At 45.1% G+C, this 24,195-nt stretch carries 22 protein-coding genes; 13 read left to right on the top strand and 9 right to left on the bottom strand.

Annotation, left to right across the window (positions count from 1 at the left end; genetic code table 11):
• Nucleotides 1-2 precede the first annotated feature (2 nt).
• The 4 genes from tsaD to polA all read right to left on the bottom strand — a co-directional run bounded on the left by tsaD (nt 3) and on the right by polA (nt 4,601).
• On the bottom strand, nt 3-1,013 hold the full coding sequence (gene tsaD, locus BUB28_RS14100) for a tRNA (adenosine(37)-N6)-threonylcarbamoyltransferase complex transferase subunit TsaD (RefSeq protein ID WP_072952184.1): 1,011 nt from the start codon (nt 1,011-1,013) through the stop codon (nt 3-5).
• Nucleotides 1,014-1,015: 2 nt separating this feature from the next.
• A complete protein-coding gene (gene rimI, locus BUB28_RS14095; protein WP_072952183.1) occupies nt 1,016-1,486 on the bottom strand; it encodes a ribosomal protein S18-alanine N-acetyltransferase in 471 nt (156 codons plus the stop codon).
• Nucleotides 1,486-1,836, bottom strand: coding sequence for a hypothetical protein (locus tag BUB28_RS17305; RefSeq protein ID WP_207647113.1), 351 nt, complete (start codon nt 1,834-1,836; stop codon nt 1,486-1,488). The genes rimI and BUB28_RS17305 overlap by 1 nt, the downstream gene beginning before the upstream one ends.
• A gap of 227 nt (nt 1,837-2,063) precedes the next feature.
• Nucleotides 2,064-4,601 carry a DNA polymerase I gene (gene polA, locus BUB28_RS14085; protein WP_072952181.1) on the bottom strand — a complete coding sequence of 846 codons (2,538 nt, stop codon included), beginning with the start codon at nt 4,599-4,601 and terminating at the stop codon, nt 2,064-2,066.
• A gap of 502 nt (nt 4,602-5,103) precedes the next feature.
• Here polA and BUB28_RS14080 point away from each other — a divergent pair.
• Nucleotides 5,104-6,921: a phosphoenolpyruvate carboxykinase (GTP) gene (locus tag BUB28_RS14080; RefSeq protein WP_175547863.1), complete on the top strand. Its 1,818-nt coding sequence runs from the start codon at nt 5,104-5,106 to the stop codon at nt 6,919-6,921.
• Nucleotides 6,922-7,078: 157 nt separating this feature from the next.
• The gene (locus BUB28_RS14075; RefSeq protein ID WP_242940001.1) at nt 7,079-7,657 is read left to right on the top strand and encodes a DUF3592 domain-containing protein; all 579 of its coding nucleotides are present in this window, start codon (nt 7,079-7,081) and stop codon (nt 7,655-7,657) included.
• A gap of 38 nt (nt 7,658-7,695) precedes the next feature.
• On the opposite strand, the gene BUB28_RS14070 is transcribed toward BUB28_RS14075, so the two are convergent.
• The 5 genes from BUB28_RS14070 to rsmD all read right to left on the bottom strand — a co-directional run bounded on the left by BUB28_RS14070 (nt 7,696) and on the right by rsmD (nt 10,175).
• A complete protein-coding gene (locus tag BUB28_RS14070; RefSeq protein WP_072952179.1) occupies nt 7,696-7,932 on the bottom strand; it encodes a helix-turn-helix domain-containing protein in 237 nt (78 codons plus the stop codon).
• Nucleotides 7,933-7,942: 10 nt separating this feature from the next.
• On the bottom strand, nt 7,943-8,401 hold the full coding sequence (locus BUB28_RS14065) for a hypothetical protein (RefSeq protein WP_072952178.1): 459 nt from the start codon (nt 8,399-8,401) through the stop codon (nt 7,943-7,945).
• 225 nt (nt 8,402-8,626) lie between these two features.
• Nucleotides 8,627-9,124 (bottom strand): ATP synthase subunit B family protein, encoded by a 498-nt coding sequence (locus tag BUB28_RS14060; protein ID WP_072952177.1) that lies wholly within the window; start codon nt 9,122-9,124, stop codon nt 8,627-8,629.
• Nucleotides 9,125-9,129: 5 nt separating this feature from the next.
• A complete protein-coding gene (coaD, locus tag BUB28_RS14055) occupies nt 9,130-9,621 on the bottom strand; it encodes a pantetheine-phosphate adenylyltransferase (protein ID WP_072952176.1) in 492 nt (163 codons plus the stop codon).
• Nucleotides 9,618-10,175 carry a 16S rRNA (guanine(966)-N(2))-methyltransferase RsmD gene (gene rsmD / locus BUB28_RS14050; protein WP_072952175.1) on the bottom strand — a complete coding sequence of 186 codons (558 nt, stop codon included), beginning with the start codon at nt 10,173-10,175 and terminating at the stop codon, nt 9,618-9,620. Before rsmD ends, coaD begins: the two co-directional genes overlap by 4 nt.
• 775 nt (nt 10,176-10,950) lie before the next feature.
• On the opposite strand from rsmD, the gene BUB28_RS14045 reads away from it, so the two are divergent.
• From BUB28_RS14045 to BUB28_RS13995, 11 genes are all read left to right on the top strand, one after another.
• A complete protein-coding gene (locus tag BUB28_RS14045; protein WP_072952174.1) occupies nt 10,951-11,334 on the top strand; it encodes a GntR family transcriptional regulator in 384 nt (127 codons plus the stop codon).
• Entirely contained in the window at nt 11,327-12,205 is an 879-nt protein-coding gene (locus BUB28_RS14040) for an ABC transporter ATP-binding protein (protein WP_072952173.1), read from the top strand. Before BUB28_RS14045 ends, BUB28_RS14040 begins: the two co-directional genes overlap by 8 nt.
• The gene (locus tag BUB28_RS14035) at nt 12,206-12,973 is read left to right on the top strand and encodes an ABC-2 transporter permease (RefSeq protein WP_072952172.1); all 768 of its coding nucleotides are present in this window, start codon (nt 12,206-12,208) and stop codon (nt 12,971-12,973) included.
• Nucleotides 12,973-13,737 carry an ABC-2 transporter permease gene (locus BUB28_RS14030; protein WP_072952171.1) on the top strand — a complete coding sequence of 255 codons (765 nt, stop codon included), beginning with the start codon at nt 12,973-12,975 and terminating at the stop codon, nt 13,735-13,737. Before BUB28_RS14035 ends, BUB28_RS14030 begins: the two co-directional genes overlap by 1 nt.
• Nucleotides 13,727-14,596 (top strand): CPBP family intramembrane glutamic endopeptidase, encoded by an 870-nt coding sequence (locus tag BUB28_RS14025; protein ID WP_072952170.1) that lies wholly within the window; start codon nt 13,727-13,729, stop codon nt 14,594-14,596. Before BUB28_RS14030 ends, BUB28_RS14025 begins: the two co-directional genes overlap by 11 nt.
• Before the next feature lie 284 nt (nt 14,597-14,880).
• Nucleotides 14,881-15,372 (top strand): GtrA family protein, encoded by a 492-nt coding sequence (locus BUB28_RS14020; RefSeq protein WP_072952169.1) that lies wholly within the window; start codon nt 14,881-14,883, stop codon nt 15,370-15,372.
• The gene (gene dusB / locus BUB28_RS14015; RefSeq protein WP_072952168.1) at nt 15,365-16,369 is read left to right on the top strand and encodes a tRNA dihydrouridine synthase DusB; all 1,005 of its coding nucleotides are present in this window, start codon (nt 15,365-15,367) and stop codon (nt 16,367-16,369) included. Before BUB28_RS14020 ends, dusB begins: the two co-directional genes overlap by 8 nt.
• A 291-nt stretch (nt 16,370-16,660) precedes the next feature.
• Nucleotides 16,661-17,926: a CapA family protein gene (locus BUB28_RS14010; RefSeq protein ID WP_072952167.1), complete on the top strand. Its 1,266-nt coding sequence runs from the start codon at nt 16,661-16,663 to the stop codon at nt 17,924-17,926.
• A gap of 533 nt (nt 17,927-18,459) precedes the next feature.
• The gene (locus BUB28_RS14005; protein ID WP_072952166.1) at nt 18,460-19,341 is read left to right on the top strand and encodes a cohesin domain-containing protein; all 882 of its coding nucleotides are present in this window, start codon (nt 18,460-18,462) and stop codon (nt 19,339-19,341) included.
• 98 nt (nt 19,342-19,439) lie between these two features.
• Nucleotides 19,440-21,653, top strand: coding sequence for a dockerin type I domain-containing protein (locus BUB28_RS14000; RefSeq protein WP_072952165.1), 2,214 nt, complete (start codon nt 19,440-19,442; stop codon nt 21,651-21,653).
• Nucleotides 21,654-21,709: 56 nt separating this feature from the next.
• Nucleotides 21,710-24,195, top strand: a 2,486-nt coding sequence (locus BUB28_RS13995; protein ID WP_081373541.1) for a cohesin domain-containing protein, incomplete at its 3' end; no start/stop codon positions are given.

Raw genomic sequence — 24,195 nt, 5'->3', positions numbered from 1 at the left:
TGTCAGATATCCTCCATAGAGAGGGTAGCTATGGCATTAAGGCTTTCGTCTGCGGTTATGCCTGCAAGGAGATTGTAGCTGCCCTGACAGGCTATCATAGCGCCGTTGTCGCCGCAGAGCTTCTTCTCGGGCATAAAGAACTCAAAGCCATGCTCTGCACAGGCTTGCGAAAGGGCTGCACGGACTCCTGTATTGGCGGAAACTCCGCCTGCAAGAGCTACTTTTTTATATCCAAGTGCTTCGGCAGCACGGATAGTCTTGTCTGTGAGTATTTCGGAAATAGTCTTTTGCAGACTTGCCGCAAGGTCGTCGCGGTTTATTTCCGTGCCTTTCTGCTCTGCATTGTGGAGCAGGTTTATCACGTTGGTTTTAAGTCCCGAAAAACTGAAATCAAACTCACTTCCCGCAACAGCAGGGTGTGGGAGCTTGAATGAGGCAGAGTCGCCGTTTTTAGCGGCATTGTCTATATGAACTCCGCCGGGATAAGGAAATCCCATAGCTCTTGCGCACTTGTCGAAACATTCTCCGGCAGCATCGTCGTGAGTCCTGCCTACTACACGGAATTTCGTGTAGCTAAGCACTTCGATGATGTGGCTGTGACCGCCGCTTGCCACAAGGCAGAGGTATGGCGGTTCAAGGTCGGGGAATGTCAGGTAGTTGGTGGCGATATGACCTGCGATGTGGTGCACGGGTATGAGCGGCTTTCCGCAGGACATAGCCAGAGCCTTTGCAAAGCTGACTCCCACAAGGAGTGCGCCTATAAGTCCGGGGGCGTAGGTAACTGCTATGCCGTCAAGGTCGTCAAGAGCAACATTTGCGTCATCGAGAGCCTTGCGTACAACTCCGAGGATATTCTCGCAGTGTCTGCGTGAAGCTATTTCGGGGACAACGCCGCCGTACTTCTTGTGCTCCTCTATCTGGGTGGATATGACTGAGGAGAGTATCTCACGGCAGTCCTTTACCACGCTTGCGGCGGTCTCGTCGCAGGAGCTTTCAATTCCAAGTATAAGCATACTTATCTTCCTTCTTTATATTTATCGGTCATATAACAGACCATTATATCCGCGTCCTCAATGGGATCGCGGTAAAATCTCTTTCTTACGCCTGCCTTTACAAAGCCGAAGCTTTCGTAAAGAGCGATAGCGGCTGTATTTGAGCATCTTACCTCAAGGGCGATATTTTCCGCCTCTTTCGGTAAAGCTGCAAAAAATTCGTTCATCAACATTCGGGCAATGCCCTTGCGGCGGTATTCGGGGGAAACTGCGACCGACAGTATCTCGCCTGTATCTGCGGCAGTGAAGCCTGTGAGCAGACCTGCAAGCTTTTCACCGTCGTAAGCGGCAAGGATAATACTGCCGTCTCTCTGCGCTTCCTCGCGGAAGGACTCCGCCGACCAGCCGTCTGCACCGACGCAGAGCTTGTCAAGAGCGGACAACGCCTCGAAAGTTTCGGAAGGCGAACATGAAGTGAGTCTTTTTATTTCCATTATACACTCTCCTCGGCAGCTCCCACAGCCTTTAACCGCTCGATTGCTTCAGCCTTTGAGCCTTCAGTATAGCAGTTGTCGTGCAGTATCATGTATATCTCACTGTTGTCTGTAAGAACAGTTCTTATATAGAGACAGCCATCGGTGGAGATATAGCCTTTTACAAGGTCGAAGCCGTATTTTGTATCAGTCAGGAGACCATTTTTCACAGAGCTGACTATTATGCCGTCCTTAACGAAGGTCATTGTTCTGTCGGTACATATTTCTTCTTGCTTTACCCATGCGGCTATGGTGCTCTTTTTTCGCGTTAACGTCCTGTAAATGGTGCGCACAGCGGAATAAACGACCAATCCTATCAGTAGAAAGGAAAGCGGTGTCAGCACTAAATGAGCTTTGAATTTTAAGACGCGCCTTAGCAGGTATAAGCTGTAGATCAGCGCGAAAAAATCAAAAATCAGAGAAGTGGAAAGCTTGAAATAGTATTTTGTACTGTGCTTTCCGCGGCTGTATACAAAGTCAAAGTCCTTTTCTGTATATTTGGTTTTGTTAACTATCAAATCATCAGCCTCGATTCTTATCAGCCTTTAGCGTCGTACCATGAATGTCCTGTGTGAACATCAACTGCAAGGGGGACTTTCATATCGTAAACGCCCTGCATCTCCACTTTGAGAAGCTCCGCGCACTTGTCTGCGCAGGAGATATCGGACTCGATGATAAGTTCATCGTGTACCTGCAATATGAGCTTCGCGTCAAGCTTTTCAGCTTTGAGGCGGTTGTACACGTTTATCATGGCTATCTTGATAAGGTCAGCGGCAGTACCCTGCACGGGAGTATTCATAGCGATACGCTTGCCTGCTGCCTGTAACATCTTGTTTGACGAGGAAAGCTCGGGAATACGGCGTTTTCTGCCGAACATTGTGGTTACATAGCCGTTCTTGAAGGCGTCGTCAACGGTAGTCTCCATGAACTGATTTACCTTTGGGTATTTAGCAAGATAATCGTTGATGTACTTCTTTGCCTTTGCAACGGAGGTGCCGATATCCTTTGCAAGTGAAAATGCGCCTATGCCGTAGATTATACCGAAGTTTACAGCCTTTGCGGCACTTCTCATTTCGGGGGTGACCATGAACAGCGGCATATCGAATACCTGTGCCGCAGTAGATGTGTGGATATCCTCGCCCGAGGTGAAAGCCTCGGTCATGTTTTCATCGCCGCAGAGATGCGCCATTACTCGCAGCTCGATCTGGCTGTAGTCGGCATCTATGAGAGTCCTGCCCTCGGCGGCTGTGAAGAATTTTCTCATTTTCGCACCAAGCTCCGTGCGGACAGGGATATTCTGCATATTCGGCTCGGTGGAGCTGATACGTCCTGTACGGGTCTCGGTCTGTCTGAACCATGTGTGTATGCGTCCGTCGTCAGCCACCTTGTCAAGAAGCCCTGCTACGTATGTGGAGTTGAGCTTGGTGTACTGGCGGTATTTCAGCACATTGTCAACGATAGGAGCGTGGTTGCGGAGCTCTTCAAGTACCTCCGCATTGGTGGAGTAACCGCTCTTTGTCTTTTTCTTGGCAGGCAGTCCCATTTCCTCGAAAAGAACTGTTCCCAGCTGCTTAGGTGAGGAGATATTGAACTCGTGACCTGCCTCATCGTATATCATCTGCTGAGTTTCCTCTATCATTTCCGAGAGATAAACTCCGAATTCTTTAACGCCCTGCTGGTCGATGAGTATGCCGCAGTCCTCCATAGATGCGAGAACTTCCGTAAGGGGCAGCTCCACCTTTTCGAGCAGCTCTGTCATGCCTTCTTTTTCAATCTCTGTGCGGAGCTTTTTTATTAGTCCGCTGAGGGATAGGAGCTCGGCAAGGTCTCCGTTTTCACTGTAGTAGTGAACGCCGTACTCGGCGCAGAGCTTGTCGACAGCGTAATCGGAAGCAGATGTGTTCAGCAGATATCCGCAGATAGCTGCGTCGTTCTTTATATTTTTGAGTTCGCCGCCGTGAGCCATAGCCCAGCGGTAATGAGCCTTTGCGTCATCAGTAGATTTGTTGCAGTCCGAAGCAAAGAAAGCTGCAATGAGCTTTTCGTCCACGGTGGTATAGACATTATCGCCGCTGCGTACAGAAAGCTTTTCATCGCGGAAAAGGTATTCACATTCGGTAAGCTTTGCTATGATATCAGCAGTAAGGTCGCTTACCTGAGCATTTATGACGGGAGCTTCCTCAGCCTTTACCTCGGGAGCGGAATTTGTTCCCTCTGTGGCGCTTATGCCAAGCTTATCAAGGAGCTTGAACATTTCAAGGTCGGAAAGCAGACGGCTTACAGACGCAGTATCGGTCTCGCCCAGCTTGTAGCTGTCAAGGTCCATATCTATGGGAGCATTGCGGACTATAGTTGCCAGCCATTTGCTCTCCTTTGCGGACTCGACTCCTGCGGCAAGCTTTGCCTTTACGCCCTTTGTAAGTGAGGAGTCCTCATATTTTTCGTAGAGAGTCTCGATACAGCCGTATTCCTTTATGAGTGAGGAGGCTGTCTTTTCACCTATGCCTGCAACTCCGGGGATATTGTCGGAGCTGTCGCCCATGAGAGCTTTAAGGTCTATGAGCTTTGTAGGCTCGAAGCCGTAATCCTCGGTGAATTTATCGGGAGTATAGTATATATTCTCCTTGTTTGTGGCAAGTATGACAGTTACCTTGTCATCTATGAGCTGCAAGCTGTCGCGGTCGCCTGTGAGTACATAACATTCGTTTCCGCTGTCGGAGCAGAGCTTTGAGAGAGTACCAAGTACGTCGTCTGCCTCATAGCCCTCACATTCCACTACTTTTACGCCCATATATCCGAGGAGCTCCTTTACTTTCGGGAGCTGCTGTGCAAGCTCGGGCGGCATACCCTTGCGGTTAGCCTTGTAGTAGGACACAGCCTTGTGGCGGAAGGTGGGAGTGCGCAGGTCAAAAGCAACAGCGACTGCGTCAGGTCTTACATCGCTGACATTGCGCATATATATATTCATAAAGCCGAAAATGGCGTTGGTGAATTCACCCTTTTTGTTTGAAAGCAGCTTTATACCGTAAAATGCACGGTTAAGTATGCTGTTTCCGTCTATAGCGAGAAGTTTCATGGCAGGCTCCTTTTTTAGCTGTCAGCAGCGGTCTTTTCAGCCGTTTTCACGGGGCTGACAGTTCTGAACATATAGCACTCTTTATTATATCACATATTTATAATTAAATCAATGACTAAGCAGAAAGATTTTGCAATTTTTTGCGAAAAATCGGAAAAGCACGCAGATACGTTCTTGTAAAAGTGCGGCAGTATGTGAAATATCATATTATTACCGCGCAGAGTATATGAGAACATTGATAAAAATATAACAACGTTCCTTTTTTTATATATCACAGGAACGGTTTACCGCTGATTCCGGTTCTGACAGCAATAAATGCAATAACTTTAGGTCAATATTGCTATTCTTAAAAAATACGGTCAAAATGTGGCTTATCGCTATTGACACATTGACAAAAAACAGATATAATAGTATCAGAGGAATGTTTGACTTTTGTCAATCGTTTCATTTCTGCGGTTAATACACTGCATATTTATGATAAATTTTTAGGAGGTATTATACAATGTCATTGACAAAAAATCCCAACGTATTAAAGTGGGTCGACGAGATGGTTGCTCTCTGTCAGCCTGATAAGGTTGTTTGGATCGACGGCTCAAAGGAGCAGATCGACGCTCTCATCGAAGAGGTTACTTCACTTCCTGATGACAGCTGGGACAAAATGTACAAGCTCAATCCTGAGAAGTACCCTAACTGCCTTTACCACAGAACACGCGCTAACGACGTTGCTCGTGTAGAGGACAGAACATTCATCTGCTCAAAGGAAAAGAAGGGTGCAGGTCCTACAAACAACTGGATGGCTCCTGATGAGATGAAGGCTCTCCTCACACCTATGTACAATGGTGTTATGAAGGGCAGAACAATGTACGTTATTCCTTATTCAATGGGTCCTATCGGTTCTCCTCTTGCTAAGGTAGGTGTTGAGGTTACTGACTCTATCTACGTTGTTCTCAACATGAACATCATGACAAGAATGGGTAAGCAGGCATTTGAGAACCTCGGTGATACTTCCGACGATTTCGTAAGAGGTCTCCACTCAAAGGCTGACGTTGATCCTGAGAAGAGATATATCGTTCAGTTCCCAGAAGAGAACACAATCTGGTCTATCAACTCTGCATACGGCGGAAACGTTCTCCTCGGCAAGAAGTGCTTCGCACTCCGTATCGCTTCATTCCAGGGTAAGAACGAGGCTTGGATGGCTGAGCATATGCTTATCCTCGGCGTTAAGAAGCCTAACGGCGATGTTAAGTACATCACAGCTGCATTCCCATCAGCTTGCGGTAAGACCAACCTGGCTATGCTTATCCCACCAGAGGGATACAAGAAGGACGGCTATGAAGTATTCACAGTTGGTGACGATATCGCTTGGATGAAGCCCGGCAAGGACGGCAGACTCTACGCTATCAACCCTGAGAACGGCTTCTTCGGCGTTGCTCCCGGTACAAACGCTAAGTCAAACTACAATGCTCTTGCTTGTACAAAGAACGGCGCTATCTTCACAAACGTTGCTCTCGACAACAGCGACAACACAGTTTGGTGGGAGAAGCTCAACGAAAATCCGCCTAAGGACGCAACAGAGTGGACAGGTATCAAGTGCGACGGTGAAGCTTGGGTAGCTGAGGGCAAGAAGCTTGCTCATCCAAACTCAAGATTTACAGCTCCTGCAAAGAACTGCCCATGCATTTCTCCTGAATTCAACAATCCAGAGGGCGTTCCGATCTCCGCTATCATCTTCGGCGGCAGACGTGCAACAACAGCTCCTCTCGTATATCAGTCATTCGACTGGACACATGGTACATACCTCGGATCAGCTGTATCTTCTGAGACAACAGCTGCTGCTACAGGTGCTGTAGGTGTTCTCCGTCACGATCCTATGGCTATGAAGCCATTCATCGGCTACAATGTTGGTGACTACTGGGCACACTGGCTCGAAATGGGCGCAAGACTCGGCAGCAAGGCTCCTAAGATCTTCAACGTTAACTGGTTCAGAACAGACGAAGAGGGTAACTTCCTCTGGCCAGGTTTCGGCGACAACATGAGAGTTCTCGACTGGATCATCAAGAGAGTTGAGGGCGAGGTTGACGCTGTTGAGACTCCTATCGGATTCCTTCCTAAAGCTGAGGATATCAACCTCAAGGGCATCGAGGACGAAGTTCCTGCATCTGCTCTCCAGAAGCTCCTCACAGTAGATAAGGAAGAGTGGAAGAAGGAGATCGCTGAGATGAGAAGATACTATGACGAGGACATCAAGGCTAAGGGCGGTAATATCCCACAGGCACTTTACGATGAGCTCGACATGATCGAAGCAAATCTCAACAAGTAATTTCCGATAAAAGTAACTTGTAAATATAAGGGCTGTCGCTTTGCGGCAGCCTTTTGTTTTATAGAAACGGGGATATGGAGGGGAAATCATGTTCATTTTATTTTTGTGTATAACCATTGTTATGGTATTTTTTATGTTGTATGTGATACGCTGGTATATGAAGAAAAAGGATATATCGTCACTTACATCTGAGGCGGACGGGGAGATAGTTAAGGTCACGAAGCAGGATTATAAAGAGCCTGACAGCGGAGATAAAAAGACTGTTTATACTTTGAAGGTCGCTTATTCTGTTGGCGGCAGGCAATATAAAGCTTCGATGTGCACAAGCGAAGAAGGAGAAAGCTTTCAGGAAGGACTGTCTGTGACAGTTCTGTATGATAAGAATAAGCCGCGTAATTCATATGTTAAAGGCGATAAAGAGCCTCAGCTCGTTTGGCGGAATTATATGATCGGCTCGATAATACTCTTTGTGGTATGGGTGGTAGTTTTTATAATGACCATGCCTTCGACACTTGGGTTTACGAGAATACAGAAAGAACGATTCGATTTTGTCATGCATATAGTTTTCTTTTTGTTTTCTATAGCAGGTCTTATTGTTTATCCTCGAACAAAGGAATATAAAAAGAAGCGTGAGAATGGTATATCAGCAAGGAAAGAACTGGGAGCATTTATATTAATTATATGCAAAACGGGTTTTGACCTGATATGGGATTTGATCGTAATGCTGATAAAGTAATAATAGCATAAAGAAAGCTCCCCGAAAGGGGAGCTTTTTCATTTCTTGATATGTTCCAAAATATCTTCGGGCTTGGAAACGTGTTCAAACAGGTCGCCCGGTTGGCATTGGAGCACCTCGCATATAGCATTCATGGTCTCGAAGCGTATGCCCTTCATTTTGCCTGTTTTCAGGTTGGAGAGATTGACATTGGTCATGCCCACTCTTTCCGCAAGCTCATTCAGGGACATCTTGCGGTCAGCCATTATTCTGTCAAGTCTGATTATTATAGCCATTCCGCACCTCTTACGCAATAAGGTCGTTGTCCTGCTGTAGACTGTGACCGTATACGAATATCTCAGATAAAATGCCGATCATAATACCTATGAATATTATCAGCATATTCGTTGAATTTAATGTAAATGATAATGCTTCGTTGCCGCCTTCGCTTGTTATTTCATCAATTCTTGGCATAAGACCGCCAATTATAAGCACTAACGCCATTGCACGGAGCTTTATTATTATCTTCTTTGAGAAGGGCTTTCCTGTTTTCTTTATTTCGAGCAATATAAGGCTTAGGAGTCCCAGCTCGACAGCAATGATAAAGCTGTATACGGCGTTGCTTATGCACTCGGGTGAGCCTCCGCATATATATTCTATGATGTGATACACGGCAAATCCCAGTTCTACAAAGCATAATAAACATGAAATAATAGTATCGGCAAAGGTGCGGCTTTTAAGGCTGTTGGAAATTGTGTTGTTCATAAAAACATCTCCTTTTTAAAGTGTAAGTTTAATTATTTAAAGTTTCTGTGCTGTTCTGTGATGACATTATATCATAACAATTAAAGCCTGTCAATAAGAATTTAAAGTATTGCTTTAAATATTGTAAGTCTGCACAATCAGAGTATGCTGATATGACCGTGAATGGATAGGATAAACAAAAAAGCCATAGCATATAAAATGCTATGGCTGTATTTTTTTCTTTTCTTACTGTAAGCCGTTCTTTTTATCCATGCTGTTCATGCTGAGACCTGCTGAAACTGTGCTGCTGAGCTTGCTCTTTACAGTCTTTATGCTCTGGAGATTTCTTGTGTAGTAATTCTCGGTATCATTGAGCATTTTTGCAACTGAAGCAGCAGCGTTCTGCTGGAGGTTCTTGGCAGCTGTCTGAGCCTTTGTGAGCATATCCAGAGCCTTTTTCTTAGCCTCTGTAACGATAGCCTCGCGTGAAACTATCTGAGCTGCACGTTCCTCAGCCTTGCGGATAATAGACTCTGCATTGAGCTTAGCCTCGTTGAGGATACGCTGGCAGTCGAATTCTATCTTCTTTGCCTCCTTGAGCTCGTGAGGCATATTAAGACGGACATCGTTGATAAGCTCGCGCATACGCTCGCCGTCTATGACTTTCTTATGGGATACGAATGGGACAGAGGACGCCTTGTCAAGAAGTTCGTCCATTTCTTCTAAAATCTCATCAATGCTCATAATGATTACCTCTCCTTAATAAGTCTTTGTTTTATATCATCAAGAATATCTTCGGGAACAAAGTGGCTGATATCGCCGCCGAAATACGCTATTTGCTTTACTAAGCTTGAACTGAGATACATATTCTCGGTAGCTGTGGTCAGAAAGACAGTTTCAGCTCCTGCATAAAGCTTTTTATTGGCAAGAGCCATCTGGAATTCGTATTCAAAGTCGCTGACAGCTCGCAGACCCTTTACGATAGCTACTGCACCTACGTTTCTTACGTAGTCCGCAAGAAGTCCGTCAAGTATATCTATTACTACGTTATCAAGGTCGCGTGTGACCTGTTCTATCATCAGCATACGCTCCGTAGCCGTGAAGCTTGGCTGAGCCTTGCCTGCATTGCGCGATATGAGGACTATTACCTTGTCAAAAAGCTTGGAAGCTCTTGTTATTATGTCCAGATGACCCAGTGTAACAGGGTCGAAGCTTCCGGGACAAACGGCTATTCTTCTCATTCTTCAGCCACCTCCTCGGACGGTTTGCAGAAAATAGAGACATTGATCTTGCCGTAGCGGTAGGTCTTTCTCAGTGTCATTCCCTCGGGAGCCGCAGGCTCCTCAGCTTCACATTCATACTCACATATTATAAGTCCACCGTCGCGGAGTTTTTTTGCCGCAAAGGGGAGTATATTTGCTATGTGGCTGTGTCTGTAGGGCGGATCGAGGATAATGATATCGAAGGTCTGAGCGGTGAGCTTGATGTAATCGTAGCTGTCGCGGTTAATGACCTCTGACTGTCGTTCAAAGCCTGTATTGCGCAGATTTTCGTTTACGCATCTTATAGAGCGGAGTGAGCTGTCGATAAATACAGCGTGGTCAGCTCCGCGGCTGAGTGCTTCGATACCCATTTGACCGCTTCCAGCGAAGAGATCGAGTATCCTTGCGCCTTCAAGCTCGAACTGAACAGCGGAAAAAATTCCTTCCTTTACCTTGTCGGCTGTAGGTCTTACGTCAAGACCTTCTGGAGCGACAAGCTTACGGCCTCTTGCAATGCCTGTGATAACTCTCATGTTTTAGTGCTCCGAAGCCGCAGCGGTGAAACTGCGGTTTCCGCATTTACGGCATACGGATACCGAATTATATATACATCTTATTATATATTATTTTTTGCTACTTGTCTATATTATTTTTTCAAAATAGGCGATTTTGACTAAAAAACGTTGTTTTTATTTGTGTATCATATACATCTTTGAGAGATTAGTATGGGACGGTGTTCTCGACGTCCCGATAATACGCAATTATCAATTCGGAATGCGGAATTAGGAATTGACGTGTTCGCTACGTTCACATTATTGAATAATATCGCCGCAGGCGACTCCGTAACTCTTAACTAAAAAACGTCTGCACTGTGAAAAGCACACAAATACAGGCGGCAAACTTTGTGAAAAACATAGAACCGAAAAATTTTTATTTCAATAATCAATGGTTTCCCATTGAATTTCATGGTTTTTCAGTCCTATAGTGAAAGGTGTTAATATGTAGGGGCTGATGCCCACATCAGCCCGCGAGCCGTTAGCCTGTAGGGACGACCATTGGTCGTCCGCCAGTCCCGATAAAATCACATGAGCTCATAGTAGGGGCGCACAGTGTGCGCCCGCAAGTCCCGAAAAGACCATAAATGACACAGTGTAGGGACGGCGTTCCGCCGCCCGCCAGCCTCAAACTCGCCCGCTGAAAAAATAACTCTCAACTCTCAATTCTCAACTTTTTTCAAAAGCCACTTGACAAGTGTGTATATAAATGATATAATGTGTATAACGTATATATACAATATTGAGGTGGACTATGGATATTATTATCAGCAATTCATCGGGTGAGCCCATATATCAGCAGATCTCAGACCAGATAAAGGGGCTTATCCTCAACGGTACACTGAAAGCAGGGGACGCTCTGCCTTCTATGCGTACACTTGCACAGCAGCTCCGCATAAGCGTTATAACTACGAAACGCGCTTATGAGGACTTGGAGCGTGACGGCTTTATCGAGTCGTACACGGGTAAGGGCAGCTTCGTCAAGGGACAGAATACAGAGCTTCTCCGCGAGGAATATCTTCGTCAGACAGAGGCTCTCCTCACACAGGTCTGCGATAAGGCAAGACAGTGCGAGATAGGACTTGACGAACTTAAAGAAATGCTCGAACTGATATACGGAGGGGCAGAAAATGAATGAATATGAAAATGCTATTGAAATTAAAGACCTGACCAAAAAATACGACGGCTTCACCCTCGACAAAGTGAGCTTCAACGTACCAAAGGGCAGTATCATGGGATTTATCGGACAGAACGGCGCAGGCAAGACTACTACTATAAATGCGCTGCTCAACATCGTTAAAAAGGACGGGGGCGAGATAAAGCTTCTCGGCTATGACAGTGTAAATGACGAATACGAGGCGAAAAAGCAGATAGCTGCGGTATTTGACGAGCTGCCCTTTGACGACAGACTCAATGCCATAGCTTTAGACAAGATACTCCGCGAGATATTCGAGGAGTGGAGCACAGACACGTTTTTCGGCTATCTTGACCGCTTTGCGCTGCCGAAAAAGAAGAAATTCGGCAAGTTCTCGAAGGGCATGAAGATGAAATTGCAGATAGCCTCCGCACTTTCACACAATGCTAAGCTTCTCATTATGGACGAAGCTACAACTGGACTTGACCCTGTTGTAAGAAACGAGATACTGGATATTTTCCTTGAATATTTACAGAACGAGGAACATTCCATACTCATGTCCTCACACATTACCTCAGACCTTGACAAAATAGCCGACAGCGTTACCTTCATCGACAAGGGAAAGGTGCTTATAAGCGGCTACAAGGACGATATCCTCGACAGTCACGGCATACTCAAATGCACTAAGGACGACTATAAGGACATAGCTCCCGAGGACATCGTAAGTGCGAGATTATCCGATTTCGGTGCAGAGGTAATGGTGTCCGACAAGGCGGCTTGCAGCCGCAAATACTCTGGTGCGGTCATAGATAATGCGTCCCTTGAGGACATAATGCTTTACTATGTCAACCGCAGCAAAAAGGAGTGGAGATGAATGAAAGGGCTTGTTTACCGTGAATTTTATCTTATGAGAAAGAATTTTGCTCTGACTTTGGCGGTGTTTTTGGGATTTCTGTTTATGATATCTCTTGTATTCATAAGCACCTATGCAGGCAATCTTGCAAAGGACGAAGAAAATAATCAGATGATAGCTTCATTTTATCCGCAGGCTTACCTCTATACAGGCGCAATGGCTTTATTAGGCTTTTCAGCAGCTCAGAACGGCGTTGTGTATGACGATTACAAGTCACGCTGGAGACTATACACATATACACTTCCCGTTGACGAAAAGAAAATGGCTTCTTCTATGCTTGTATCACGCATCATACTGCTTGTTGTCGGCTTTTTATTTGCTGTTGTGGGAGAAGTGGTACTGGGCTTTGCTGCCAAAAAGGGCGTAAGCCTGGAGCATATAAAGAATTTAGCTGTTATGGCGGCGATCGTATCGGTCACATTTATTACTCTGCCCTCAGCATTGCGACACAAAGAAGTTTCAAAGACAATAACAACATATATCGCATACGGAATTATCCCTTTTGCAGCTTTGGTATTCGGAATTGTAAAGTTTATCATATATTGCATCAAGGAAGCAGAGGTACGCTATCCCTACTTAAAGGGTGAGGAAGCAATAAGAAAGGTATCTGAGCCTTATCAGGAGAAGCTTGTGGAGATAGCTGCCATAGCTGCGCCGTTTATTATAGTTGGCAGTCTTGTGCTGTGCTATTTCCGTACCGTGAAGGAACTGGAAAGGAGGCGTTACTGATGACAGGTCTGCTTTATAAGGAACTGAAGCTCAACTCAAGGAAGCTCATATTAAACCTGTTGGGCGCAATGATATATCCGCTGCTTATTATATTTGTTATCAAGGTTTGCGATGCAGATGCAAAGAAGGGGTTCGATGATGAAATTAATCAGCAGATGCTGACAAATGTTATGAGCATAATATGGCTATCAGCCTGCTGTATTGCATATTTTTTCACAGCCGTAATACAGAACGGACTTATCCCACAGGACGAGCGCAAGAAATGGGCGTATTATGTCACATCTACGCCTACAGGCATAAAAGGCTTTGTTGGCGTAAAGTATCTTTGCTCATTATTTATAGGAATGGTCACAGTTACAATACTTATTTTCATACAGAGCCTTGCTGCTGATATGGACGCTCTGAAAGTTGACGCAACTACTATTATCGTTGGCGCATTCTATATGCAGATTTTCATGCGAGCCATAGAATTTCCGCTGATATTCCGTTTCAGCTCTAAGGTAGGATATATGGTAAAGTCATGTATCGTTGTATTTTTATGTATAGTGCTATTTGTGTATTTTCTGTTTGGCGATACGTCCATGTTTGCAAATATGGAGACATTCTGGGATAACGTGTTCAAAAAGCTTAATGACCCCGAATTTATTAAAAAGGAAGCTTTCTGGCTGGGCGTGGGAGCAATGGCAGTTCTGCCGCTTTACTACCTGTCATACAGGCTTTCCGTAAGGTGGTATCTGAAGGGAGTTGAGAATTATGCAAAATAAGAAGAAAACTCTGCTCCGCATATTTATTTATCTGGTGCTGACGTATGTACCCGTGTATATTTTAGGCTTTGTATTCTCTGACGGAAAGGGCAGTCTTACGAGCCGCATAGCAGGCTTCAGCCTTATGCTGTTTCCTATGATAGCCGTTATTATCACAAGATTGGTCACTAAAGAGGGCTTTCGTGACGCATATCTCGGTTTCGGAAAAAGAGGCAGCGGCAAATACTACATTCTTGCTGCACTTTATCCCATAGCTCTGCCTTTTGTGAGTGCGGTAATACTTCATCTGTTCATCGTGAAGAACGGAAGTATTTCCGAAAGCTATTTTGCAAACGACAGCACTATGGCTGCGGCGAATGTGTTTATCTCCATAACCACAGGTATTGCCATATTCGTAAACGGAGTAGGCGAGGAATTAGGCTGGAGAGCCTATCTTACGCCAAAGCTTGAGGAATTTATGCCAACGCCTTTGGCTGTAGTCGTTACAGGAAGCATATGGGCGCTGTGGCACGGACCTCTGCTGGCTTACGGATACGATTTCGGCAGAGACTACGACTTCTTCCCATACGGCGGATTTATCGCTATGATAGTTATGTGCATATTCTGGTCTGCTATACTCACATGGCTGACAAAGCGCACAAACTCGGTGTATCCTGCGGCATTGTGCCACATTCTCATTGATACCGTGCTTACAAGCGTATTAAGCAGCTTCTTGGTAAAAGCAGATGAGACACCGTTCGAGCTGAAAACAAACCAGTTCTGGATGATGATAATATCCGTATTCCCGATGATAATCGTTTGCGGAAGCATATGCATGGTGCTGGCTTGCAGAAAGAAGAAGGAAACTGCGGTAAAGTAAAATAAGTGTTGGGGCAAATAAAATATAGACATACTTGAATCGAAAATGTCCGAAGGCGGTTTATACAGACGGCTTTCGGGCATTTTTTATTATGAAGCCAGGAGTGAACGGGAAAAAATTTTTGTCACAATTTTGGCTGCTTGTTCGTTTGTATAATGTGGAGGAGGTGATACAGTTTGCACGAAAATGTCAGAATTCTGCAAAAAATCACATGAAATGACTTGCAATTACCTTCATAAACTGCTATTATATATAAGCATTGTTTTTTTGAAAGGATAATCGATATGGAGAAATTCATAAAGTGGTGCGTTTCAATATTGCCGAAGCCGCTCCAGAATATTTATTATAAATATGAAGAGAAATGGCTTTATCTTGTTTTCGGTGGACTTACTACGGTAGTATCCATAGTTACAAAGCTGCTGCTTTTTTATCTCGTCCCGGGCGAGCCGAAATGGGAGAGCACAGCAGGCGTTGTATTCTCATGGATATGTGCGGTGACTTTTGCGTTCTTCACCAACAAGAAGTATGTTTTCAAGAACGAGACTAAAACATCGAAGGAATTCTGGAAGGTATTCGCTTCGTTTTACGGCGCGAGACTTGCCACGCTTGGAATGGAGGAGGTAATATTCCTTGTATGCTGTGACTGGCTCGGCATGGGCAAGACACTTATCACATTCCTCAGTCAGATACTGATATTTATTGCAAATTATATACTTAGCAAGGTCTTTGTTTTCAAGGAAAAGGACAAGACTGCTTCGGAGAGTGCGCATGAATGATACATTAAAAATAGGTAATGTGGAGATAGCGCGAACTGCTGCCCTTGCCCCTATGGCAGGAGTTGCCGACCGCGCCTACAGACTTATGTGCAAGAAATACGGAGCAGCCTATGTGGTCAGCGAAATGGTGTCCGCAAAGGGCATATGCTACAGCGACCGCAAAACAGCAGAGCTGTGTACTGTCACGGACGAGGAGCGTCCTATGGCGATACAGCTTTTCGGCAGCGAGCCTGAGTTCATGGCTGAGGCTGTAAAGATAGTTCTTGATTATCACCCCGATATCATTGATATCAATATGGGCTGTCCTGTCCCTAAGGTAGTGGGTACTGGAGCAGGCTCTGCGCTTATGAAGGATATAAAGCTTGCTGCGTCGGTGGCAGAGGCTGCTGTAAAGGCAGCAGGGAATACTCCTGTAACTGTGAAGATACGCAGCGGCTGGAGCAATGACAGCATCAATGCTCCGTATCTGGCAATGGCGCTGGAGGCAGTGGGAACTGCGGCTGTAGCTGTACACGGGCGTACAAGAGATATGTATTACAGCGGACGGTCTGACAACAGCGTTATCAAGGCTGTCAAAAATGCGGTGAGCATACCCGTAATAGGCAACGGAGATGTCACTGATCTTAAAACGTGCAGGGAGATGTATGAGCAGACGGGCTGCGATCTCGTTATGATAGGACGAGGAAGCTACGGAAACCCGTTTTTGTTCCGTGAGATCGAAGCGGGATCAAAGGGGACAGCGTATGTACCGCCTGCACTTGAAGAAAAAATGCAGGTAATGCTCGAACATATACGGCTGATACTTGAACTCAGCGAAAAATGCGAGGAGCTTGCCATGCATGAAGCCCGCAAACACGCGGCATGGTATATGAATGGATATTATGGATCTGCAAAATTCCGCGGGCGCTGTTATCAGCTTTCGTCCTATGCGGAAGCCGAAGCGCTGGCAGAGGAATTTATAGAATTGCAGAGATCCCGTGAAATTAACTTAAAGTAATTTTTTGTATACATAGTGGACAAAAAATAGATTTATTGACAAAATGCACAATTTTACACTAAAAACTTCGTATGAATGAACAAATTTCGGCTAAGAATAAAGTTGTGCTCTTGAATTTGCCGAAAATACGTTGTTCTAAGCTGCGATTTAATCTCGCCGGCAATAAAACCCGTGGTAAATTCATTTAAGTTTGATACAATTTGTAATTGCCAAATAAAAAATTATGTGATATAATATGTGAGACAGCAGTATTATGCCGCTATGGTTCGTACTGCTATAAAGGAGAGCTTTATGAAATTAAGAAAAGGACGTGCCTTTGGTGCGGTGGCTTTATTTGCAGCGATAATAGGCTGCGGAGTGAGCTGTGCCGGAAGTCACGTTGTCGGGAAATCAGATCCCGGAGCAATAACTTCTTCTGAGGAGAGCACGACTGCTCTTCCTGCTGAAACAACAGAAGAGCCGACTACTCTTCCGCCTGATAAGGTGGTCCACGTTATCGCAGCAGGCGATAATCTCATACATTACTCTGTATTCAAGAATGCAGAGAAGCTTGCAGGCGGTAACGGATACGATTTCAAGCCTATGTATTCTGAGGTGAAATATCTTATCGAAGATGCAGATGTGGCTGTGCTCAATCAGGAAACTGTTATATCGGAAAGTAATGACGTAAGAGGTGCGGAGGGCGGACTGCTTCTGTTCAATTCTCCTCCCGAGGTCGCAGATGCTGTTATAGATCTGGGCTTTGACGTTATAACTATGGCAAACAATCACCTGCTCGATATGGGTACCGACGGACTTGAAGAGTCTATAAACTTCTGGAACAGAAAGGCTAAGGAAAATAACCTTACCGTTCTCGGTGCTTACCTTAACGAGGAGGACGCAAACAATATAAGAGTCCGCGAGGTAAACGGTGTAAAGATCGCTTTCCTTGCCTATGCGCACCATATCAACGGCTTTGACGAGCTGCTCAATGAGGTCCCGCTCAGAGTTGTAAAGAACGATGAGGAGGACGTTATCGAGCGTCAGATCAAGGAAGCAAAACAGTTGGCAGATGTTGTCATCGTTTCCGCTCACTGGGGCGAGGACGATACCACAGTCGTTACTGAAGACAGGATCGAGCTCGCAAACAAAATGGTCAACTGGGGAGCTGATGTGATACTTGGATGTCACACACATACCGCAGAGACTATGGAATGGATAGAGCGCGACGACGGTACAAAGGGCTTTGTTTATTACTCAATGGGTAATTTCATCTGCGCTCAGACCGATAACTTCAATGTGGTCGGAGAGCTCCCTGATTTTGATATCGTTGTAGACGGTGAGACAAATGAGGTCTCGCTTGAAAATGTCGGATGCATACCGACGATAATCCACTATGAAAGTGAATTTTCAAATATGAAAATTTACCCATACAGCAAATATTCTGAAGAGCTTGCGGAGAGACATGGTCTTCCGTATGCAGTGCCTCAGGGTACTTATACAGAGTTTGGCTGGGACGTTATTAACCGCATAATCGAAGAGCAAATTCCAGTTGAATTTCGCAAACTTGACAAATAATTTGAAAAATTCATTTCTTGTTCAAAAACAGGCTTTAACAGTCGATTTTTGAGAAAAATATCATTGTGCAAACCGTGCAAAAATCAGTCTTACTGATTAGGTAAAATACCAAAAACAGTATGAACCTATTTACTTTTTTTTAGACCTGATATATAATGAAATCATGAATAAATATAGATTTGGGATTAACTATCTCATCACGGCAGTGTGATGCGTCTTACGACAAAACCACTGCTTGCAGAGCAAGGATTTCAGTCGCAGGCTGACGGCATAGGGGAGCTTTTGAGAGGCGTGTACATACGCCGGACAGAGGTCCGCCGAAAACCGCAGCTCGGACAGCTTGAGCCTCGTCTGTATGACTGAGCAGCGGCAGTGAGCCGACCGCTTTGCACTCAGGTCTCATTCGTATATCGGTGATACGGTTTTGCAGAGAGGCGGAACGATGTATCCGCTGCATTATCAAGACAAGATATAATTAAAGGGGCACCCCGTTCCTTTGTTATATAACATTTTCGAAGAAGGAGGAAAAAATAATGAAGACAAAAAAGGTAGTCGTCGGAGCTATCGCTGCTACGATGCTTTCACTTTCAGTCTGCTCACTTGCACCTGTTGCAGCTGCCGGCGAAACAGTGCAGATATCCGTTGGCAAAACAAGCGCAGAGGTGGGTAGCAAATTCTCAGTGGACGTATCATTAGCTGATATCCCATCGTCCGGCATTCAGGCACTCGATTTTGCTATTTCTTATGATAGCAGTGCTCTCACAATTGATTCCGTAGAAGCAGGAGCTCTTATCAATAAGGGCGTAGACAAGGCTGATCTCTCAGCTTCTCTTTCACCATGCTTTGAAAGTGCGATCAATAAGTCAGAGGGCTATGTAAGCCTGATCTGGTCAACTGCTACTGATGATGCTTCTTATTGGCTCAAGGGTAACGGCGTATATTGCACGATCAACGGTACCGTTGCAAGCGGTGCTAAGAACGGCACTACATACGACCTCAAGATCACCCCAATTGAACGTGAAACATTTTACGGTTCAAAGAAGTCCAATGCTACAATCGGCTGCGGATATGAGTCAAACGGCAAGCCTGTAAAGCTTGAAGTTAAGACATCAAACGGTGCTGTTTCAGTTGGTGCACCAGTAACAACTACAACAACTCCTGTTACAACACAGGGTCCTACCGCTACAGTTCGCGGCGACGCAAACTGTGATGGCGAAGTTGATATGTCGGATATCGTTCTCATTATGCAGAGCCTTGCTAATCCAAATAAGTATGGCGTAAATGGTAGTGATGCACACCACATCACAGCACAGGGCGAAGCTAATGGCGATGTAGATTCTAGCTCAAAGGGCATTACTAACGGTGATGCTGCTAAGATCCAGAAGTGGCTCCTCAAGAGCATTTCTGAACTCTGATCCGAGATTATCTGATTTGTCCCCCTTACAAAGGAATAAAAACCCAATTTATGTTTTATTAATAGGCATAAAAGCCTACGAGAAAGGAATTATTACAAATGAAAAAGTTACTTTCTGCAGTCACATCGTTAGTTATGGCTGCAACAATGGTAGCTGCAGCAGTTCCAGTAGCTGTAAACGCTGCAGACACTACCAAGGGATTTTCGATTAAAACATATGATCCTAAGAATCCTTCTGCTGCTTCAGCAAAGAATACAATCACAATCGACAAGAAGGACATTCCTGCAGGCGGATACGTAATTCCTTCTGCTGTATACTATTCAGAGGGTACTGTTAATACAACAGATTCACTCCTCGTTTCTCTTACAACAGACTCAAAGGACATCTCCTTTAAGTATTACGATCCAGGCAGCGATGCTTACTTCGATGAAGCTCAGTCTTACAACCTCACAGGCGTAGACTTCAAGACAGACCGTTACATTTCATGGGCTGGTTTCTGCAAGAGCGCAAGAGCTGGTTACAAGCCTGCTGGTGAGTATCAGTTCGGTCTTGACTCTTCACAGACAGCTGCTGGTACAAACAACTACTTCCTCGGCTGCTCATGGATGAACAAGGGTGTTGATTATGCTTGGGCTGGAGAAGCTTCAGATTCTTATCCATTCTATGTATTTGATACGATCGTTCCACAGAACATCGAGGCTGGTACATACAAGGTAACATACTGTGATTATAACACAGATGCTTCAGGCGTAAACGACAACCCATGCCCGATGGTTGAAGGCGGCGGTTCAAGATACACAAAGGCTGCTAAGAACGGCGACAAGCAGCTCAAGCTTGAAGAATTCACAATCGTAGTTAAGGATGGCGATGTAGTTACTACACCAACTACTACTACAGCTCCTGTAGTTACAACAACACAGCCTGTTCAGACACAGCCTGTTGTTACTGACGTTCCGATTACAAGCGGTGATGTAAACTTCAAGTTCGCTGATGCAAGCGGCAACAGCACAGTAAATGTAGAGTCCGGCAAGGCTGCTACAATCGAAGTTGACGTAAACATCGAAGCTGGCACAAATCCGATCTCAGCTCTCGACGTTCAGTTCAAGGCTTCAAACGGCATCAAGATCTCTGAGATCCTTGACAGCGCAAACGCATTCCCTGGCAAGACAGTTTCTACAAACATGGCTGAGCTCCGTGCTAACTACGCTACACTTAAGGGTGATACACCTCTTACAGCTGATAACGGTAAGTCAGCATTCATGCTCACAATCGATGTTCCTGCTACATTAGCACAGGGTACATACACAGTTGATTTTGCACAGTGCAAGATCTTCAAGGACAATACAAAGTTCAATTACGAAGTAGGCGTTACACCTTACACAATCGTTGTTGGTGATGCTCCTATCAGTACAACAACAACAACAAAGCCTCCTGTAACTCAGCCTACAACAACTCCTGTTGTTACATCTGCTCCTACAGTTGGCGATGTAAACTTCAAGTTCGCTGATGCAAACGGCAACAGCACAGTAGAGGTAGAGTCCGGCAAGGCTGCTTCAATCGAAGTTGACGTAAACATCGAAGCTGGCACAAATCCGATCTCAGCTCTCGACGTTCAGTTCAAGACTTCAAACGGCATCAAGATCTCTGAGATCCTTGACAGCGCAAACGCATTCCCTGGCAAGACAGTTTCTACAAACATGACAGAACTCCGTGCTAACTACGCTACACTTAAGGGTGATACACCTCTTACAGCTGATAACGGTAAGTCAGCATTCATGATCACTGTTGACGTTCCTGCTGGTACACCTGATGGTACATACACAGTAGACTTCGCACAGTGCAAGATCTTCAAGGACAATACAAAGTTCAACTACGCAGTTGGCGTAACTCCTCTTACAATCGTTGTTGGTAAGCCTGTAACTACACCAGATGTTACAACTAAGGAAACAACAACAACAACTACAAAGGTTACAACTATAACAACTGTTGTAACTGAGCCTACAACTACAACAGTTGTTACACCTGGCACAAAGCTTGATGTAACTCTCTGGGGCGATACAAACTGCAACGGCGAAGTTAACGTAGCTGACGTAGTAGTTCTCAACAGACTCCTTAACGATCCTACATACATTGTTAAGCACCCTGTAACAAAGGCTGACGTAACAGCTCAGGGTAAGGTTAATGCAGACGTAGTTGCTCCACAGAGCAAGGACGGCAAGGGCATTGATCCTGCAACAGTTAAGCTTACAGCTGCTGATTCAGAAGCAATCGCAATGTACATCCTCGAAAAGGGTTCAATTCCTACAGACTGATCCCTTTAAACCCACTAAGTTAATAGAGCAATAATGCTCGGAAAGGAAATGCACTGATGAAAAAACTGCTTTCAGCAGTTACATCCGCTGTAATGGCTGGTTCAGCCATTACAAGTGCATTTGCTTCGTTACCAGTTAGTGCTGCGGGCAGTTTATCTGTCTCGCAGCCTAACTTTAGTATGGGCGAAGTATTGGATGTTTCTGCTAATAAAACCGCTTCTGACGGATCAGTTGAATGGCTGATTCCGACAGTAACTGCAGCACCAGGTCAGACGGTAACATTACCCGTTGTGGCAAAGAATTCCTCACTTGCGGTTGCAGGCGCACAGTTCAATGTTGATGCTGCATCACCTATTAAATATAAGTCCGTAACAGGCGGCGATGCTTATACATCATCTATCGGCGACAATGGCAAGGGAACCAAGTTCCTTTTCGATGACAATAAAGGAATTGAGAAGGTAGCTGCTGAGGGTGCAACAGTATTCACTATTGCATACACAATCCCTGCAGATTGTAAAGAAGGTACATATGACGTTAAGTGGGCTAACGCAAGCGTTAGTGACACTGACGGATATGACATTACAAGCAAGGTTAAATTTACAGACGGTGCTATCAAGGTCGTTAAGGATAACGGCGAAGGAAAGATAGACTGGGTTCTCGACAAGGTAACAGGTTACCCGGGAGAGACAGTAACTGTAAAGGCATACGTAAATAATAAGGACAATGTAGCTGTCGCTGTAGCAGGCGCACAGTACAAGATCGACGCTGAGTCACCGATCAAGTACAAGTCGTTCAAGAGCGGCGGAGCATATGTAACAGATATCGGCAACAATGAGTCTAAGACATCGTTCTTATTCCATCAGACAGCCGGTTTAGGCGTTGTTGCAGCTAACAATGCAACAATTATGACTCTCACTTACACAATTCCTGAGGACTGCAAACCAGGCGAATATCCTGTAACTTGGTCTAAGAAGTTCGTAAGTGATACAGACGGTTTTGATCTTACTTCAAGAGTAAACTTCGTTGACGGTATGATCACTGTTAAGAACGGTGAACCTGAAGACGGTCAGGTAGCATGGATACTTGATAATGTAAAGGCTAACCCCGGCGAGCAGGTAAAGGTCAAGGCTGTAGTAAGCGATACCAAGAGCAGCGCACTGGCAGTTGCAGGTGCTCAGTTCAAGGTAAAGACTGACAGCGATAACATTAAGTACAACAGCTTTACAGCAGGTACTGCATATCCTTCTGATATGTCTGCTAATGAAACAAAGAGCAGCTTCATGTTCAGAACAAACAGCGGTAAGGCTGTATCAGCTGCAAACGGTTCAACTATCCTTACTATCACATATGATATCCCGGCAAACTGCCCTGCAGGCGTATATCCTGTATCATGGGCTGACGGCTTTGTAAGTGATACAGACGGTTACGATCTCACAAAGAACGTAATCTTCAAGGACGGTTCTATCACAGTTGGCGACGTTAACACAGATGGCTCAGTAAAGTGGGTTATTCCTAACGTTGTCGGCGAGAAGGGTAAGGAAGTTACTCTTCAGGTAAAGGTTGACGGCAAGGGCGATCTCCCTGTAGCAGGTGCTCAGTTCGAGATCACTAACGAAGCAGCTACACCTTTCAAGTCTGCTGACGGTAAGCCATACGGCGAGACCCTCAGATCAAACGACAAGCAGAAGTTCGAGTTCTTCACAGGCAGCGGTAACGGTAAGACAGCTAAGGCTGGCGACAACCTCTTTGCTCTTACATTCACTGTTCCTGAGGATATAGCTGACGGCGTATACCCTGTAAAGTGGGCTAAGCAGTTTGTCAGCGATAAGGACGGCTTCGATATCACAAAGAATGTCGAATTCAAGGACGGTGCTATTTACATCAATACACCAATCCCTGTTGAGACAACAACAACAACTACAACTACAACAAATCCAACAGTAACAACTACTACAACTACAGTTGTTCCTGCACCAAAGGGCGGTATTGCTTGGCAGATCGGCTCAACACAGGCTGAGAGAGGTCAGACAGTAACACTCGATATCACTGTTGTAGATACAGAAAATTCTAAGCTCGCTATCGGCGGTGCTCAGTTCGTTATCGAGAATGACAATGGCGTAAATTATAGCACAATAAAGGGATCAGATGCTTATAAGTCTGAGCTTTCAACTAACGATGCTATAAAGAAGTCGTTATTCAAGAGCGAAAACGGTAAGGGTATAGCAGCAAGCAACGGTAATGTTGTAGCAACTCTTACATTCAAGGTTCCTACTGACTGCGCTCTTGGCAAATATTATGTCAACTTCGCAGACGGTACACTGAAGGTATTTGATGAAGACGGCTTTGATCTTTCTAAGCTCGTAGAAGGACGCAAGGGTTACATTGAGGTTGTTGATCACATAACAACTACACTTGCTCCTAACCAGTCAACATCAACAACAACAAGCACAACCAAGGCAGGCACAGAGCCTGTTTCAACAAAGAGTACAGAGAGCACAGCTCCTATCTCAACAGAGAGCACAAAGAGCACATCATCTGTATC

Source organism: Ruminococcus flavefaciens, assembly GCF_900143025.1.
Classification (GTDB): Bacteria; Bacillota; Clostridia; order Oscillospirales; family Ruminococcaceae; genus Ruminococcus; species Ruminococcus flavefaciens_I.
The sequence above is the reverse complement of the archived record's forward strand: the minus strand, read 5'-3'. Positions and strand labels throughout refer to the sequence as shown.

Coding starts and splice junctions, on each gene's coding strand:
- BUB28_RS14010 (WP_072952167.1), top strand. CDS start 16,661: ATGAAATTAAGAAAAGGACGTGCCTTTGGTGCGGTGGCTTTATTTGCA.
- BUB28_RS14075 (WP_242940001.1), top strand. CDS start 7,079: ATGAAGAAAAAGGATATATCGTCACTTACATCTGAGGCGGACGGGGAG.
- rsmD (WP_072952175.1), bottom strand. CDS start 10,175: ATGAGAGTTATCACAGGCATTGCAAGAGGCCGTAAGCTTGTCGCTCCA.
- BUB28_RS14045 (WP_072952174.1), top strand. CDS start 10,951: ATGGATATTATTATCAGCAATTCATCGGGTGAGCCCATATATCAGCAG.
- BUB28_RS14065 (WP_072952178.1), bottom strand. CDS start 8,401: ATGAACAACACAATTTCCAACAGCCTTAAAAGCCGCACCTTTGCCGAT.
- tsaD (WP_072952184.1), bottom strand. CDS start 1,013: ATGCTTATACTTGGAATTGAAAGCTCCTGCGACGAGACCGCCGCAAGC.
- BUB28_RS14025 (WP_072952170.1), top strand. CDS start 13,727: ATGCAAAATAAGAAGAAAACTCTGCTCCGCATATTTATTTATCTGGTG.
- BUB28_RS14005 (WP_072952166.1), top strand. CDS start 18,460: ATGAAGACAAAAAAGGTAGTCGTCGGAGCTATCGCTGCTACGATGCTT.
- BUB28_RS14080 (WP_175547863.1), top strand. CDS start 5,104: ATGTCATTGACAAAAAATCCCAACGTATTAAAGTGGGTCGACGAGATG.
- dusB (WP_072952168.1), top strand. CDS start 15,365: ATGAATGATACATTAAAAATAGGTAATGTGGAGATAGCGCGAACTGCT.
- BUB28_RS14060 (WP_072952177.1), bottom strand. CDS start 9,124: ATGAGCATTGATGAGATTTTAGAAGAAATGGACGAACTTCTTGACAAG.
- BUB28_RS14040 (WP_072952173.1), top strand. CDS start 11,327: ATGAATGAATATGAAAATGCTATTGAAATTAAAGACCTGACCAAAAAA.
- BUB28_RS14030 (WP_072952171.1), top strand. CDS start 12,973: ATGACAGGTCTGCTTTATAAGGAACTGAAGCTCAACTCAAGGAAGCTC.
- polA (WP_072952181.1), bottom strand. CDS start 4,601: ATGAAACTTCTCGCTATAGACGGAAACAGCATACTTAACCGTGCATTT.
- BUB28_RS14000 (WP_072952165.1), top strand. CDS start 19,440: ATGAAAAAGTTACTTTCTGCAGTCACATCGTTAGTTATGGCTGCAACA.
- BUB28_RS14070 (WP_072952179.1), bottom strand. CDS start 7,932: ATGGCTATAATAATCAGACTTGACAGAATAATGGCTGACCGCAAGATG.
- BUB28_RS14020 (WP_072952169.1), top strand. CDS start 14,881: ATGGAGAAATTCATAAAGTGGTGCGTTTCAATATTGCCGAAGCCGCTC.
- coaD (WP_072952176.1), bottom strand. CDS start 9,621: ATGAGAAGAATAGCCGTTTGTCCCGGAAGCTTCGACCCTGTTACACTG.
- rimI (WP_072952183.1), bottom strand. CDS start 1,486: ATGGAAATAAAAAGACTCACTTCATGTTCGCCTTCCGAAACTTTCGAG.
- BUB28_RS14035 (WP_072952172.1), top strand. CDS start 12,206: ATGAAAGGGCTTGTTTACCGTGAATTTTATCTTATGAGAAAGAATTTT.